13 protein-coding genes are annotated in these 15,527 nt (G+C 36.8%); 1 reads left to right on the forward strand and 12 read right to left on the reverse strand.

Annotated elements, in window-relative coordinates:
- Positions 1 to 23 precede the first annotated feature (23 nt).
- The 6 genes from BK574_RS16290 to BK574_RS16315 form a co-directional block, all read right to left on the reverse strand.
- Positions 24 to 1,004 (reverse strand): catechol 2,3-dioxygenase, encoded by a 981-nt coding sequence (locus BK574_RS16290; RefSeq protein WP_078429328.1) that lies wholly within the window; start codon positions 1,002 to 1,004, stop codon positions 24 to 26.
- A gap of 44 nt (positions 1,005 to 1,048) precedes the next feature.
- Entirely contained in the window at positions 1,049 to 1,531 is a 483-nt protein-coding gene (locus BK574_RS16295) for a flavin reductase family protein (protein WP_169917353.1), read from the reverse strand.
- Between the two features lie 20 nt (positions 1,532 to 1,551).
- Positions 1,552 to 3,063: a 4-hydroxyphenylacetate 3-hydroxylase family protein gene (locus BK574_RS16300; protein WP_078429330.1), complete on the reverse strand. Its 1,512-nt coding sequence runs from the start codon at positions 3,061 to 3,063 to the stop codon at positions 1,552 to 1,554.
- Between the two features lie 202 nt (positions 3,064 to 3,265).
- Positions 3,266 to 5,155, reverse strand: coding sequence for a XylR N-terminal domain-containing protein (locus BK574_RS16305; protein WP_078429331.1), 1,890 nt, complete (start codon positions 5,153 to 5,155; stop codon positions 3,266 to 3,268).
- Positions 5,156 to 5,187: 32 nt separating this feature from the next.
- Complete coding sequence (locus BK574_RS16310) at positions 5,188 to 6,033, reverse strand: fumarylacetoacetate hydrolase family protein (RefSeq protein ID WP_078429332.1); 846 nt, start codon at positions 6,031 to 6,033, stop codon at positions 5,188 to 5,190.
- A 46-nt stretch (positions 6,034 to 6,079) separates the two neighbouring features.
- Positions 6,080 to 6,856 (reverse strand): IclR family transcriptional regulator, encoded by a 777-nt coding sequence (locus BK574_RS16315; RefSeq protein ID WP_078429333.1) that lies wholly within the window; start codon positions 6,854 to 6,856, stop codon positions 6,080 to 6,082.
- Positions 6,857 to 7,423: 567 nt separating this feature from the next.
- Between BK574_RS16315 and BK574_RS16320 the strand changes: the two genes are divergently transcribed.
- On the forward strand, positions 7,424 to 7,654 hold the full coding sequence (locus tag BK574_RS16320; protein ID WP_078429334.1) for a hypothetical protein: 231 nt from the start codon (positions 7,424 to 7,426) through the stop codon (positions 7,652 to 7,654).
- A 387-nt stretch (positions 7,655 to 8,041) separates the two neighbouring features.
- Here the strand turns inward: BK574_RS16320 and BK574_RS16330 are convergent, their stop codons facing one another.
- From BK574_RS16330 to BK574_RS16355, 6 genes are all read right to left on the reverse strand, one after another.
- Positions 8,042 to 8,842: a (2Fe-2S)-binding protein gene (locus tag BK574_RS16330; protein ID WP_078429335.1), complete on the reverse strand. Its 801-nt coding sequence runs from the start codon at positions 8,840 to 8,842 to the stop codon at positions 8,042 to 8,044.
- Between the two features lie 79 nt (positions 8,843 to 8,921).
- A complete protein-coding gene (locus BK574_RS16335; RefSeq protein ID WP_078429336.1) occupies positions 8,922 to 10,670 on the reverse strand; it encodes an ABC transporter ATP-binding protein in 1,749 nt (582 codons plus the stop codon).
- The gene (locus tag BK574_RS16340; protein ID WP_078429337.1) at positions 10,663 to 12,324 is read right to left on the reverse strand and encodes an ABC transporter ATP-binding protein; all 1,662 of its coding nucleotides are present in this window, start codon (positions 12,322 to 12,324) and stop codon (positions 10,663 to 10,665) included. Before BK574_RS16340 ends, BK574_RS16335 begins: the two co-directional genes overlap by 8 nt.
- Positions 12,325 to 12,609: 285 nt before the next feature.
- Positions 12,610 to 13,431 carry an ABC transporter ATP-binding protein gene (locus tag BK574_RS16345; RefSeq protein WP_078429338.1) on the reverse strand — a complete coding sequence of 274 codons (822 nt, stop codon included), beginning with the start codon at positions 13,429 to 13,431 and terminating at the stop codon, positions 12,610 to 12,612.
- Positions 13,432 to 13,466: 35 nt separating this feature from the next.
- A complete protein-coding gene (locus tag BK574_RS16350; protein ID WP_078429339.1) occupies positions 13,467 to 14,507 on the reverse strand; it encodes a FecCD family ABC transporter permease in 1,041 nt (346 codons plus the stop codon).
- Positions 14,500 to 15,513, reverse strand: coding sequence for a FecCD family ABC transporter permease (locus tag BK574_RS16355; protein ID WP_078429340.1), 1,014 nt, complete (start codon positions 15,511 to 15,513; stop codon positions 14,500 to 14,502). The genes BK574_RS16350 and BK574_RS16355 overlap by 8 nt, the downstream gene beginning before the upstream one ends.
- Positions 15,514 to 15,527: the final 14 nt, after the last annotated feature.

Consider the following 15,527-nt stretch of genomic DNA (forward strand, 5'->3'; position numbering starts at 1 on the left):
CAAGTTAATATTCTGAACATTAATTAGGATTTAACGACATTAGGATTCGTTACTGGGGTACCGCGTAACCACCATGATTCAGGGAATGCTGTACCGATCCAAGTATCACCGATACCAGGAACATCTTCCATTTGCCAAATAACTGGTTCCCATGCTGGGTCTGTAATAAGATAGCCTGCGTCACCAAATAATTCAATTCGGTTTCCACCTGGCTCATACACATACATACAAAATGCTTGACTGATTCCATGCTTATTAGGCGGAACCTCGACGGAATAGCCATGATCCTTTAGGAGATCAGCAATATCATAGAGGTTTTGCGGAATACCATACCAGTAACAAAGGTGGTGTAGCTTTCCTTTTTCTTGATTCGGCTCCTGCATGAAAGCGATTTCATGAACAAGATTAGAAACACTGATCCAGCTACCTAGCACTTTACCTTGATCTTGTATTTGCTCTCTTAACCGGAACCCTAAATGATCTAACATAAAGTTTGTATCTGCTGCTGGATTAGATGTCATTAAGTTAATATGGTCTAAGCGACGGACTGGAACTCCACGATCAGGTCGTTTGGAAGGACGATTTAACAGCTTCGATTTTTGGTCTATTTCTGCTTTAAAATATTCAACTTCCCAGAAGATTTCCATCTGATGACCATCAGGGGATGTAAACTGATATGCTGGTCCATGACCAATATCTCCATCTATCCAACCGCCTTCTACCCCTGCTTTTTCAAGTTCCTCTACTCGACGTTGAAGTGCTTGAGGCGATGAAGCACGCCAGCCAACATGACCTAAACCAGCTTGATCGGACTCCGTAAGCTTCAATGTGTTATGATAAAAATCCTCATAAGCACGAAGGTATACAGATCCTCCTTGACGAGCTGTTACTTCCATTCCTAAAAATCTTGTAAAAAACTCTACTGACTCTTCCAGTTTCGGTGAGAATAGCTCCACATGTGCTAATTGTGCTACATCATAAATTGGTTCTTGAAAATTGTTCATTTTTTTCCTCCTCATATTTACCTTTTTATTTATATTTTTTTAATTTACTTGTTTGTAAGAGCCTCTTTCGGTACTAATGTACGATATTGGCCATTATAGAAAACAAGTGGTTCTTTTTCATCGAGTTGAATATCTATTACTCTACCAATGAATAACGTATGGTCACCTTCAACATGTTCGTTAGCGACTTCGCATGCTACTTGAGCGATTGCCCCATCTACTACAGGGACTCCCCCTAATCGCCCAAAGCTTATCTCTCTCTTTTCTTTCACTTGCCCTGCAAAAAGCATGGACAGTTCCTGTTGTTCTGCCGATAAAATATTTACCGCAAATGTTTTACTATTTTTTATTCTGTCTAGCATTTGTGCTTTTTCACCAATTGAAATCATAACTAATTTCGGATCAAGTGATACGGACATAAACGCATTCGCTGTCATTCCATGTATCTCGCCATTAACCTCTGTTGTAATTACTGTAACACCAGTAGCAAATTTCCCCATTGCATTGCGAAATTTACGATCATCCATCACTTTTTTACCTCTTTTCGTTATTGTTTTGCTAATACTTTTTGCTCTGGATTAATCCATGTATCATTTGTCCAGCCATTCAAGTCATAATCCTGCATAGTCGACTCAACAAACGCCTTACTTCGATCAGCTACACCAACCGCTTCAGCGTGGAGTAAAGCTTCTATTCTAATATTTTCATGGTTGCCTGCATAGTTGACTTCATATAGCTCATGACGGCCGCCAAATTCTGTACCAATTGCATCCCAAACCATTTTTAATAGTTTCACTTTTTCTTCAGCACCGATACCTGTACCACGGTAATATTGGTCTAAATATGGTTTCAGTTCAGGGTTAAGGAAGTCTTTAGCATTTGATGGCAGTTGAATTAATCCTCCTGCAACCACTTGTTCAAAAATGTTTTTCACTCGCACCCAGCTTTGCGGTGCTAGTGCCCGGTAAGCTGCACTTGAAGCGCCATTTGGTATAGCTAAGCCATTTGGCCCTTGGTCAGGATCCGTTGCCATCGCTGTTGACAGTCCCCAGAACATATTACGAAGAGCTACAACTTCACCAATTTGAGCTTGAACTCCTCTGAATTTGTTTGTTCCAGCTGCTTCTGTTGCTTTTAGTAATAGCCCTGTCATGAAGTCCAACTTCACGGCTAGACGAGTACAACCGTGGAATGTAAAACGGTTAACAAAGCCGCTTTCTGGTACAAAACCATTAGAGATTTTAATGTTTTTATAACAAAGAACATCTTCCCATGGAATAAATACGTTATCTAATACGATGACCGCATCATTTTCATCAAAGCGACTAGATAGCGGGTAATCAAATGGTGTTCCATTTGTCACGGCCTGTAATTCATACGATTGACGGCTAATCATTTTTACCCCAGGAGCATTCATTGGAACAAAAAAGATAAGGGCATGACTATGGTCTCCATCGCCTAAATCCATCGGTCCATAGTTTGCGACAAAGTTATAATGCGTTAAGGCTGCCGCCGTCCCGACCATTTTGGCACCGCTTACAATTATTCCATCGTCTTTTTCAGCAACTGCACGAACATAAACATCTTTATTTTCATGAAGTGGCTTCGAACGGTCGACTTGTGGATTAATCACCGTGTGGTTTACAAAAGGAACATCTTTCGCTGCTTTTTTATACCATGCTTTTGCGTTATTCTCAAAACCTTCATAATAGCCTGAAAGAGCATCTAAATGACCAATAAATGACGCCTTGTAATCAGGAGTTCGTCCCATATAGCCGCAGCTTAATTTAGACCATTCTGCGATCGCATCGCGTGCCCCTAATAAATCTTCTGAGTTTTTCGGCGTGATAAAAAATTTATGTGTTCGATCTCCATATTCATTAATACCCGTTAAGATATCACGTGTTGCTGGATCATGAAGAGCATCATACATTCTTGCATATGAACGCGCTGAGTTTCGATAAGCAGGATGTTTCGTAACATCATCGATTTTCTCACCATTTAAATAAACAACTCGACCGTCGTTTAGACTTTCTAAATATTCTTTTCCTGTATACATTGTCATCAGCTCCATTTCTTGTGATACTTACTAAATTTATTTAGCTTACTTAAAGAATAAATTATCTGAATATTCCGCACAATGACAAGACCTGTTGGAAAGAAACAAAAAAACTAACAGCTGCTGTTAGTAAAATTTCGTAAAGAGAAGTAATGGCAAATAAACATATAAAAAAAAGGTGAAGACACGGACTAGCTGTGCTTCACCTCTCAACTTTACTAACGACTAAATCATAATCTATAATTCTTAACGCTTTTAAAGCGATCAGTAATTGAAATTGCAACTGCGGCTCACGAAGGTCATGGCCAAGGATTTCAGTAATTTTATTCAAGCGGTAACGTAGACCGCTAATTGATAGTGCCAGTTCATCGGCAGTTTGTTCCAAGTTGCCGCCATTCTTAAGAAAATGATACAAAGTATCCATTAAAACTATCTTATTTTCATCAATTTTTTCATATAGTATGCCTAAGGTTTCTTTAATAATTTTACGCAACACATTTTCATTTTTTTCATTAATCAAAACACCAATCATTCCAAGTTCATTAAACGTAGTGATACATTTATCTCTTGAAGAAAGGCGTACGGCAGCACGCGCTTCTTCAAAGGCAACTCCGACTTCCAAAATATTATGATTTAAAGAACTGATTCCGACTAAAAAATGTGCATGTTTCATTTCTTTTTGCATCCAAGATACAAGTGACATCGTTAATTTCTCAATGGTTTGGTTTTTTCGTTGAATTTCAGTTATGAAGAGAATTAAACTATCTGGTTTTTGATCGATTAAAACGTTCATTTTCTTTCGGTTAAAGAAGTCGAAAGCGCTCTCGTAAATATCTTTATAAAGCGTCACTTTCTTTTCTTCACATTGTCTTGTAAATTGATATTTCAGGTAAATCACATTATAGTTATCAGCAAGATCCAGCTGAAAATAGTCGGCTTTTCTCATTATTTCTTGTTCAGAAGAATATTTTCCGCTAATTATCTCTTCAAAGAAATGGCTTTTCGCTCGTTCCATAGAATCCAGTTCTGTTTTTTCTTTCAAAAATATGAGCGAACATACAGAAGCCAACCTCCCAATAAGCATGGAATTAATTTCTTGTTTGGTAATTTCTTCTCTATATAAAAATGAACAATAGCCGACGATTTTTCCTAACAAAATAATCGGCGTCACAAGTCGCGTCCCTTTTTCACTATGAAGAAATATCGTCTTCACGACCGATTGACCTTCCTTCAACCAATCATCAAACTCCTTTTTGAGAGGTTGATAGTCTTCTAGAGTAATTCCGCTGCACACTAACACTTGATGACGTTTATCTTCTACGACAATCGGCAAATTAATTTGTTTATTTACTTTTTTTATAATCGTTTCTAACGTACTGCCTTTAATAATCTCATCCGTTAAATCTTGGTGAATTTTTGTTACAAAGGATAAATTGTTTTTTTCCTGCAATAGCTTTTCATTCGTTTGTTCCAGCTCCTTAAGAATCGGCAACTCTTTGCAATACGAAAAATATTCTTCTGCTTCTTCCTGCCAATCGGAGACAAGGCGTCCCTCCCATATACAGTAAGGTGCCCCTTGACCTTTACATTGTAACTCTTTAAAGAACACTTTCTCACCTAGTAAAAAAGAGACATAACCACTAGCATAACCCGATAAACTATGACAAACAGGGTCATCACTGATACCAAACTTTTCAACATATTGTTCGGCCTCAAATGAATGTTCCCAGATGCCTTTATAAAGAAGCGAGACGACTTTATTCTCATCCATTTTTAATTCAGCTTCTGTAATTCTAGATTTCGCATGTCCTTTTAACGAATGAATAATCGGTCCATATGCTATTTTTTCCATCATTGAAAGCGGGTCCTTTACAGCAACTTCTTTTGCATCTTCTTCCCCTAAATGATATCCATAGTTAAAGAAAAACGCTTTGGTTCGTTTACTGCCAATATTTTTAATTAAATCATGCTGTAATGTACTAAACGCATTTGTTGATGTTACAACCGCTCGTTCATTATTCGTATACAGAAGTCCGTTTTCTTGAGAAATGTGCAACAAATCATTTAATATGATCTCACCATTTGTTTTCATCCGAACGCTCCTTCACTATCCCATTTTAACTATTATTGTAAAATAATCTTTAGCGTTCCTATCTTTTCAATTGTAATCTCTATGACATCACCAGACTTTAACCACTGTTGTTCTTTCTCTGGATAGCCAATAATAACTCCTTCTGGTGTCCCAGTAAAAATAAGATCACCAGGCTTTAAAGTCATATGCTCAGAAATATAGCTAACAATTGTAGCACAATTAAAAATCATATGTTTTGTATTAGATGATTGGCGAATGACACCATTTACTCTCGTCTGGATTTCCAAATTTGTTGGGTCAAGTTCATCTGCTGTTACCACACATGGCCCAACAGGAGCAAAACCATCAAGGGATTTCCCAAGCAACCATTGACTTGTAGTAAACTGTAAGTCTCTTGCAGAAAAATCATTACCCACACTATAACCAAATACGTAAGATAATGCTTCTTCCACCGTAACATTTTTAGCTTCTTTACCAATTACAATAACTAACTTCGCTTCATAATCAAATTTTTCCGCATTTTTAGGAAGGGTAAACGCCTCATTATGAGCTGTCAATGTACTATTAAATTTACTAAATAGAACAGGCGTTTTCGGAATTTCCTTTACTTTTGCTTCCTCTACATGACTAAGGTAATTTAATCCCACGCAAATAATTTTTTCAGGATCTACTACACTAGGTAAATATTCAAGTAATTCTTCATTTTCATATTGAAATGAACTGTTTTCTTTTATACGTTCTACTAACTGTTTTATATTCGTTAGATCACTATTTTGAATTATATCTATCATATTATCAGGAACATCTACTTGTAAATGCTGTCCTGCTTCTTTGAGGTTAATAATACCTTGGTCAATCTTTACAATTTCCAAAACCATTCAAATGCATCGCAACAAATAGAAAATTACAAAAATTAATATCCTTTTAGCGCTTCCAGTATCCAAGCTTTTCTGAAATAAGTTCACCCGCACGGATCAAATCCTTTAATAATATGTTAATTCGTTGATTTGTCATACGTACACTTGGCCCTACAATATTAATTGCAGCTACTACATTTCCTGTGTGATCTCTGATGGGAGCAGAAAAGGATGTGACGCCCTTTCGAAATTCTTCCCTACTGATCGAAAATCCATTTTTACGAATAATCGACAATTGTTTTTTAAATATTTCAGGACTAGTAATGGTATAATCCGTAAATTTATTTAAACCTCCGAGAATGATCTGTTCTACAAAACTTTCACGACTATATGCAAGGAGGAGCTTACCTGAACTTGTACAATGAGCATAATTATGTAAGCCAGGATAAGATACTAAATTAATAGATTGATCACTTTCCTCTTTGCATAAATACACTACCTTATCGCCTTGGAATATAGCAATATGACTTGTTTCTTTGCTTTTTTCTGCTAGACTTTTAATGATAGATTGAGCTTCGGTATATATATCGAGGTTTCCAAGAACGATAGAACTTAATTCTAATACCGAAACACCTAATTCATATTTATTCGTTTCTTCATTCTTTCTAACAAATCCTTCAGAAGCAAGAGTCGCTAAAATTCTTTGAACACTACTTTTCCCCATGTTAAGTTCTGAAGCAAGTTCACGAACTCCTTTTTGAGGCTTTCCCATTTCAAAAGCTCGTAAAATTTTCAACGTATTTTTTACCGAGGAAAGATGATTTGTATTTTCCGTTGTTGGCATATTCTAAACCTCCTCAAAATCCTTACTAGAAAAATTTTTATATAACACTGGGGAGTGCCGTCTACTTTTTTCAAACAGAGCGAGCCCCAATATTATCGCCAATGTCCGTTGCCCAGTGTTAAGGAAACTCCTATCAAGCCACACATTTTCAGCCCCTATTCGTTACACTGAGTTATAAAATATTATATAGCAAAGTCCATGTTAACGCTTTCATTTTATTGAATTACTAAGGGAAACCTAGTTGCTGTTCTCGTTGTTACATGGATTACAGAACTTTTCAATTCCCAAAACCAATGAATCGTTATAACCCCTTAAAAACTAAGTTCTAATCATACAATAAATTATAGAGTCTTGAAAATGATGATACAACTGTTTTGTCCCTTTATAATGGACACTCTAATATTAATTATGATTTAAAAGAAAAAGGCTATGCTGATAACACCCTTGATGGTGTCCATCGATTTTAAAAAGTGATGAAGTTGGAACAAATAAAAAAGATCCTCCTAAATATCTAGAAAAGGAAAACTTGCTCATTTTTTAAATACTGCTCATAAGCAGGTATTTGCCATGGATTACTTAGTTTTTCTCACCTTATCTTATACGGGAATGCGTGTGGATGAATTGGCTAGAAATTGGAAAAAAGTTTACTTTGATCAACATACCACCAATACTATTAACTACCAGCTCGTTACTCCCAAAGACGAAAAAAATTTAAGTGTACCATTTGTAGATCCAGAAGTTATAAACCAGTTCAAAAAACATCTTTTTGCTAAAAATAAAAAAAATGCGTTATCGTGATACTTAGTGTGACAAGGGATTTGTCTTTGCAAAAGACAAACGTAACCCAGGATAAACTGTTGAAAATTGAATGCGAAGATTATTATAGTTAGCAAATTTAAATCAAAGTCTAACACCACATTCACATCGGCATACTCATACGTCTTTACTAGCAGAGGCTAAGTTGGGCTAGAACAATTCATGGAACGGCTCGGTCATTCTGATGATCAAATAACAAAAGACGTATATCTACATGTTACACAAGATGAAAAAAAGAAGCCTCTCTAAAGTTCGTTAAACTTATGAGAAGTCCTCCGTCAATTTACCTCAATGTTAACATTGTTATCAAAAAAAATTTCCACACATAAGTGACAAGGTTTTCTATATTTCGGTATATCTATTTGTATTTTACACCATTCTAGCGACAATTTCTTTTTTACGTTCTGCTCTTTCTTTCTCACTCATTCTAGGGCAACTATAACATTTTGTTGTTACCCCCACTGTTTGATAATATAAACAGCACGATGGCTTCATCCGAATCATCACGCCCTCCTCTCTTGGACTTTCGATCATACGAAATTGGATGTCCAATGGATTCTTCTTTAAACCAAATAGAGAAGGTTCAAGTTCTTTTGTTACATATTTAAAATCTGCTTCTAGTTTCTGTTTTTCTATTATTGTTTTTGATTTTTGTATTACCATATCATGTCCGTAAAATAAGCCAATCGAAAGCTGACCGTATAAGCTAGTTACATTTACTGCAGTTGCATCAGTTAGAAGGTTAATGGTTGGAATTACATTTTCATAATAAAGTTTTTCAGTAACTAAGTTTCTCCAAGTTCCTTTCGTCTTTGGTAACGGTGTTTCTTCTAGATCTAGTAAACGAAAACATATACCATAGGAGTTTTTTACCTTATTATAATACATTTGTAATTCTACATTAGACAACGAACTATTATACGTAGTGTCATAGTTTGCTAAAATGTATTGAAGCCCTGATAAAAACCACCCGTAGGCGCTACAAAAATAGGTTGCTGCTACATCATCAGTTAATGCTTTAATTTTCGGTTTATATAAGTCAATAAACTCACGTAATCGCTCTTTTTCCTGTAACTGTAAAAGCGTAACAGAATATAATTTTCCAGGGTGATCAGAAAACCGTATACAATAAAAGTTTTCTTCAATAAAATTAAAATCAACGGCAACCACAAGCAACATCTCCTTAATGAATGTAAAAATCATTCTTATTTAGAAACTCTTAATAACTATACAGACTTTTTTGATAAAGCTATGGTGCAATGGAACTTACCACTTCTTCTTGTTCATTCACTTTTTGTGCATAAACTAGCTGCTTATATACTCTTCCCTGCTTCATCAATTCCTTGTGACTACCTTGTTCTACAATCTGACCTTTATCCATCACAAAAATAAGATCTGCATTTTTAACTGTTGATAGCCGATGGGCAATAACAATGGTTGTTTTTCCCTCTCTTATCGTATCAATACTGTTTAAAACGCGTCTCTCTGTCTCTAAATCTAGTGCTGATGTTGCTTCATCAAGGAGTAATACCTCTGGGTTATGAAGAATCGATCTTGCTAAAGCGAGGCGCTGTCGTTGTCCCCCAGATAATGTAATTCCTCGCTCCCCAACTTCGGTATCATACCCACATGGAAGAGCTTGAAAAACATGGTCAATATGAAGTGCCTTACATACATCGATTACTTGTTCTTCCGTAATGTCTTCTCGACCTAATGTAATGTTCATTCTAATCGTATCTGGAAATAAATAGGGCTCTTGAAAGACAATATCAACCCGTTTTTGCCAATCCTTTCGTCTTATTTCTGATAAAGTCATTCCGTTTACCGTTATTTGTCCCTCAGTTGGTTCAAAAAAGCGAATTAGGAGCTGAGCAATCGTTGATTTTCCTCCGCCACTCGTCCCGACAAATGCTATTTTTTTCCCCGCAGGAATGTGTATACTTAATTGCTGTAATACATATGGCAATCCTTCACCATAAGAAAAGCTCACCTTCTTAAAGTCTATCTTTTTTATCTCATCATGTAAGACGAATTGTCCGTCATCCATTTGCTCTTTTTCCATCATTGTCCTGATCCGTTCTACATAACCGAGATGTTTTGCAATATCCATTAAGTTTTCAAACAACAACTGATACGATTCCATGAAGCGATTGGTAAACGCATATAAAACTACAAACATCCCGAGTGTCATTTGATCAACGAGTACTAAATAACCACCAAAACCTAGGACAATTAGGATGACTCCCCATTTTATTGGTTCACTGACAAACAACTGCTTATTTAAGAGCTTTCCTTGCCCCATCACTTGGGAAAAATACTGTTCAAACTTCTGATCATAACGCTTTTTTTCCCAGTCCATCTGATGAAAAGCCAGCACCTCTCGCGTCGATGAAATTCCTTCCTCGACAACAACAAGATGTTCACTTTTTTTATCCTGTACCTCTTTACTCACTTTTTGAACCTTTGGCTTAAAATAATAAGCGATAAACCCGTACAACACAGAAACGATACTAATAAATAGAACCAATAACCAATTGGCACTACCGATTAGGTAAATTAAAAAAATCAGTGACGCAATATCTGCCAGGATCGATGGCAGGTTTGTCGTAATAAATTTCGCAAGCGAAGGAATATCACTTGAAAAATAGTGTACATATTTGGCCACGCGTTCTTTTTGTAACTCTTGGATAGGCAGCTTGTGAATAAACTCCATAAAATCACTCGAAAGCTTACTATTTACCCTTTTCGTCGGACCTACATAGGCAAAACCCCCAAACACATGTGCCAACACATGAACGATAACAACAGCACTAAACAGAAGCATAATCGGTAAAAGCAATTCATACTGTTCTGCTACAAAAATTTCGTCAATGATCTTCTGCTGAATACTAATAATACCGATATAGCTTACGTTCATACTGATAAAAATCACTGTCGTAAGAAGTATCGACCGTTTAACATGTTTAGCATATGCCAACAGCCACCTTACATTAGCCAACCTGCTTCCCTCCCTTAACCAACTGATACAGGAAGCCTTGTCTTTCTAGTAACTCCTCATACTTCCCTTCTTCTACGATTTGGCCTTGATCCATGACAACAATACGATCAAAGTCTTCAATTGTCGAAAGGCGGTGGGCCACAGCGACTGTCGTTCGGCCTTGTAACAGATTATCGATCGCACGTTTCACCTTTTGCTCACTTACATTGTCAAGGGCTGAGGTTGCTTCATCGAGTACAATAATCGCAGGATTTTTAATAAACATACGAGCAATCGCAATCCGCTGCCTTTGACCACCCGATAGCTTATACCCACGTTCCCCTACTTCAGTTTCATAGCCATCTGGAAGCGCTGTAATAAACTCATGAGCATGAGCAGCCTTTGAAGCCACATATATTTGCTCGTCTGTAGCTCTAGGATTTCCAAAACGAATATTTTCTTTAATGGACGTTCCAAATAAATACGTCTCTTGAAACACAAAACCAATGGAATGCCGTAATGAACTGAACGACAATTTCTTAAGTGGGATTCCGTCTACTAATACTTCACCGCCTTCTGGATCGTAAAAACGTCCAATTAACTTAAGTACCGTTGTCTTTCCACTTCCACTCTCACCCACAAGTGCAATTTTTTCACCAGGCACCACTATCAGAGAAAAGTTATCGACAACCTTCTCGCAGGTTGGATAACTGAAGGAGACATTGCGAAACACCAATTCACCTCTTGCCTTCTCCATTGGTATAACAGAAGCTACTTCTACCACCTCAGGCTTTAACTGCTCTAATTCATAGAGCCTCCTCGCCTGCACCATAATGATTTTCACCTCAATAAGAAGTGTCATGATGAAGGTAACATCGAAGGTTAAAATACCGTAATACAAAGCAAACGTAACAAATTCACCAACCGTTAACTCTCCTGCAGAAACGAGATGAATGCCGTAATAATAAAGAGCTACTGCACCTCCGTAGACAATTAAACGTCGGGGTACCCCTCGCAGCCACGCATAAATTTCCACTTTTCCCCAACTGTTATTAAATCGGTGCAGCTTCTGATGCATCCTTGATAAATCCCAACCTGTTCGCCCGTGAGCTCTAAGTTCTGTTAGTGAGGACATGCTATCATAGTACTTTTTATTTAACTGAACACGATCTTCGGCGTTTTCAATCGTTGAATGGATCGTTCTTTTTTCAAAAATGGGACCGATAAAATAGTACAAAACAAAAATGGGGAGCATCATGATGACCAACTTCATATTTATCGTTAGTAAAATGCTAAAAATAACAATGACAATAAGACTATGTTTTAAAATAGAAGGAAAATACTCACGATACAATTCTTGAATAGCCGTTACTTCTGTGTTTATTAGTGATAGCGATTCTCCTACAGAATGCTTTTCATAATAAGGGAAGCCTAACTTTCTCAGCTTTTGAAAAATAGTCAGCTGCAAATCACGTGCTGCTTTCTCGGTAATGATCCTCTCTAATAAATGACTCCACGCTTTTAGTAGAATGATCATGACGAATACAACTGCCAAACCGCCCAATAACATCCAAAACAAGTAGAGGTCTTTTTCAGGTAATACATGATCAATGAATAATCCAATAACTATTGGAATCGCCATTTCCCCAGCTGTAATCAGTAATCCGATCAACACAAACAAGACTACCTGAAAACGATAAGGTTTAAGAAAAGATAATGTCCAAAGATAAAGTTTAAAAATGTGGCACCTCCTTACTTACACATACACCAGACTAGTGAAATCGTATGTTACGAGTCCACAATAAACAATGGATAAAATTGATTTAAATCATGGATTTTTTTTAAAAAGAATTTATGATTAATGACAATTAATGATTTCTTCGAAGCTAAAATGATTTCATCTTCATCAACGTTTTGCTATAGTTTCTAGCTTTTTCTTAGCTATGAACTTTGCAATATATTATAATATTTTTTTATACTGTACGTTTTGTCTAACTTTTCTTCCATTACCATATGGAATACATAATGGTGTTCCAAATAATGGGTCTGTTCTAATATCACAATTCATATTAAAAACATCTCTTACCATCTCTACTGTAATCACATCTTCTGGTCTACCTTGTGAATATACATTTTTATTCTTTACCGCGACGATGTTATGAGCATATCGACACGCTAAATTTAAATCGTGTAATACCATAACTACCGTACTTTGCTTCTTTTCATTTAAATCAAAAAGTAAATCTAATACCTCAATCTGATGAGACATATCCAAATACGTTGTCGGTTCATCTAGTAATATCGTGTCTGTTTTTTGAGCTAATATCATAGCTATCCACGCTCTTTGTCGCTGACCTCCCGAGAGAGAATCGACTGTCCTAGCTATAAGCTGTTCCATTCCTGTAGCTTTTAGTGCTTGATTTACAATTTCTTCGTCTTCTTTAGACCATTGCTTTAACCAGCTTTGATGAGGATATCTTCCTTGTTTTACAAGCTGTAAAACCGTGAGACCTTCTGGAGCAATCGGACCTTGAGGAAGAATGGCAAGACGCTTAGCAACTTCTTTTGTTGATAAACTTCTAATGCTATCACCAGATAACAATATTTGACCTGACTTAGGCTTGAGAAGGCGAGCAAGTGATCTTAGTAATGTTGATTTTCCACATCCATTGGCTCCAACAAATACCGTTATTTCTCCAATTGGAATTTCAAGATCAAGATCCTTTATTATATTTGCCTCATTATAGCCTAGTGTAAGAGAGCTTACCTCTAACATACTCATCGTCTCAACCCCTTTTTACTGTTGATATCATGTTCCTACATATTTCGGTTTTTATATAATAAATAAATAAAAAATGGGGCACCGATCCCAGAGGTAAATACACCTGCTGGGATATCCATTGGTAAAAAGGCCGTTCTCGCAACAACATCAGCTATCATAACAATCACGCCACCAATTAGTGCTGAAATAAAAACTAGTCCACCAAATAATCTTCCAACTAGTAATCTTGCAATATGTGGAGCAATTAAACCTACAAAACCAATTCCACCTGCATAGGCAACTGCAGATCCTGCTAATGCTACACTAATGAAAAGTAATAGAAAACGTTGTAACTGTACTTTTACCCCTAGCCCTGTAGCGATATCATCACCTAATTCCATGACATTAACAATCCTTGCTAACATGAGTGTAATTGGGAGCAGTATAAGAACCCATGGCAATAACGACAAAACATCCTGCATATCGGCCCCATAAAGACTCCCCGTTATCCATATGTAAGCTTTTGTTGTTGCAACAGTATCACTTGTGACAATCATAAACAGTACCATCGCCTTCGTTGCTGCAGCAACTCCGATACCGATCAGCACTAATCGTATTGGAGTTACTCCTTCTTTCCATGACAATAGATAAATAATAATAGAGACAATTGCCGCTCCACTAATAGCTGCTAATGGTATCCATTTTATGCTTACAGTTCCCAGTAAGAATACGATAAATAGAAGTACTCCTACAGACGCTCCACCTGTAATACCAATAATGTCTGGGGAGGCAAGTGGATTACGAATAATCCCTTGTAAAATCAAGCCTGAAACACCAAGCGCAGCCCCAACTAGAAAAGCAAGTAATACTCTTGGAAGTCTTACTGTATTAAGAATAAAATCATGCTCTCCATTCCCGTAGCCTAATAGGTGTTTTACTACTGCAAACGGTGATATAAAACTACTCCCAACTGATAAACTTAAAATAAAAAGCATTATGGTAAAGAAAATAAAAACCAATGAAATCGCCAATGCTTTTTTATATAATTGAAAGGATAATGATCCTGACTTATTTCTGATTGTTATAAAATTAGTCATTTTTTGTTAACCCCCTACGTGCAATATAAATAAAAAATGGAGTTCCCAAAAGGGCTGTCATTACACCAATTGGCATTTCTTGAGGCATAATAATAAATCTTGCAGCCACATCTGCTAAAAGTAGCAAGCTTGCTCCAAATAAAGCACTAAAGGGGATTACCCATCTATAGTCCGTTCCTATTAGCCCTCGCACAATGTGCGGTACAATTAACCCGATAAAACCGATCGACCCAGCAACCGCTACTGAACCACCAGCTAAGAAAACAACAACAACACCAATCGTCGTTTTAATTAGTATGGTCCGCTGACCTAAACTTTTGGCAATATCTTCACCTGAAACTAAAATATTAATCGATCTACCTAAAAATAATGTTATAAGTCCTGCACCAATAATAAATGGTAATATTGGTAAAATCATATCCATACTTCTTCCAGCAACTGAACCCGCCAGCCAAAATAGAACACTCTGGAGCCCTTGCTCATTAATGACAAGCAACCCCTGTGTAAAGGAAATAAACAAAGCTGTTATTGCAGCACCAGCTAAGACTATTTTAATTGGCGATAAGCCATCCCTTCCAATTGAACCGAGAAAATATACGATAGTAGCTGCTATGCCTGCTCCAATAAAGCCAATCCACATATAATGAACTAATGAGTTAACTGAAAAAAGCGTAGCAGAAGCAACAATAAAAAAAATAGCACCTGCATTAATCCCAAAAATATCTGGTGCTGCAAGAGGATTTCTAGTTAGTGCTTGCATCAATGCCCCTGCAATGGCAAGACTTGCTCCAATCACTGTAGCAATTACTGCTCTTGACATACGAGACGTTGTAATAATCACATGTTCAGCAATCGTTTCATCGTAGTTGAAAAAAGCTTCCATTACCATACTGATTGAAATCGGCGTTTTTCCAAGCATGATACTTAAAATAAAAGAAATAAAAAATATGCAAAGTGCAAGGATTAAACTTACCGTTTTAGGGACTCTAGAAAGTAGATTCGTCATTTTCTTCCTCACTC

This window comes from Alkalihalobacterium alkalinitrilicum (genome assembly GCF_002019605.1).
Lineage (GTDB): Bacteria > Bacillota > Bacilli > Bacillales > Bacillaceae_F > Alkalihalobacterium > Alkalihalobacterium alkalinitrilicum.

Coding starts and splice junctions, on each gene's coding strand:
- BK574_RS16315 (WP_078429333.1), bottom strand. CDS start 6,856: ATGCCAACAACGGAAAATACAAATCATCTTTCCTCGGTAAAAAATACG.
- BK574_RS16310 (WP_078429332.1), bottom strand. CDS start 6,033: ATGGTTTTGGAAATTGTAAAGATTGACCAAGGTATTATTAACCTCAAA.
- BK574_RS16290 (WP_078429328.1), bottom strand. CDS start 1,004: ATGAACAATTTTCAAGAACCAATTTATGATGTAGCACAATTAGCACAT.
- BK574_RS16355 (WP_078429340.1), bottom strand. CDS start 15,513: ATGACGAATCTACTTTCTAGAGTCCCTAAAACGGTAAGTTTAATCCTT.
- BK574_RS16305 (WP_078429331.1), bottom strand. CDS start 5,155: ATGAAAACAAATGGTGAGATCATATTAAATGATTTGTTGCACATTTCT.
- BK574_RS16345 (WP_078429338.1), bottom strand. CDS start 13,431: ATGAGTATGTTAGAGGTAAGCTCTCTTACACTAGGCTATAATGAGGCA.
- BK574_RS16350 (WP_078429339.1), bottom strand. CDS start 14,507: ATGACTAATTTTATAACAATCAGAAATAAGTCAGGATCATTATCCTTT.
- BK574_RS16320 (WP_078429334.1), top strand. CDS start 7,424: ATGGATTACTTAGTTTTTCTCACCTTATCTTATACGGGAATGCGTGTG.
- BK574_RS16295 (WP_169917353.1), bottom strand. CDS start 1,531: ATGGATGATCGTAAATTTCGCAATGCAATGGGGAAATTTGCTACTGGT.
- BK574_RS16300 (WP_078429330.1), bottom strand. CDS start 3,063: ATGTATACAGGAAAAGAATATTTAGAAAGTCTAAACGACGGTCGAGTT.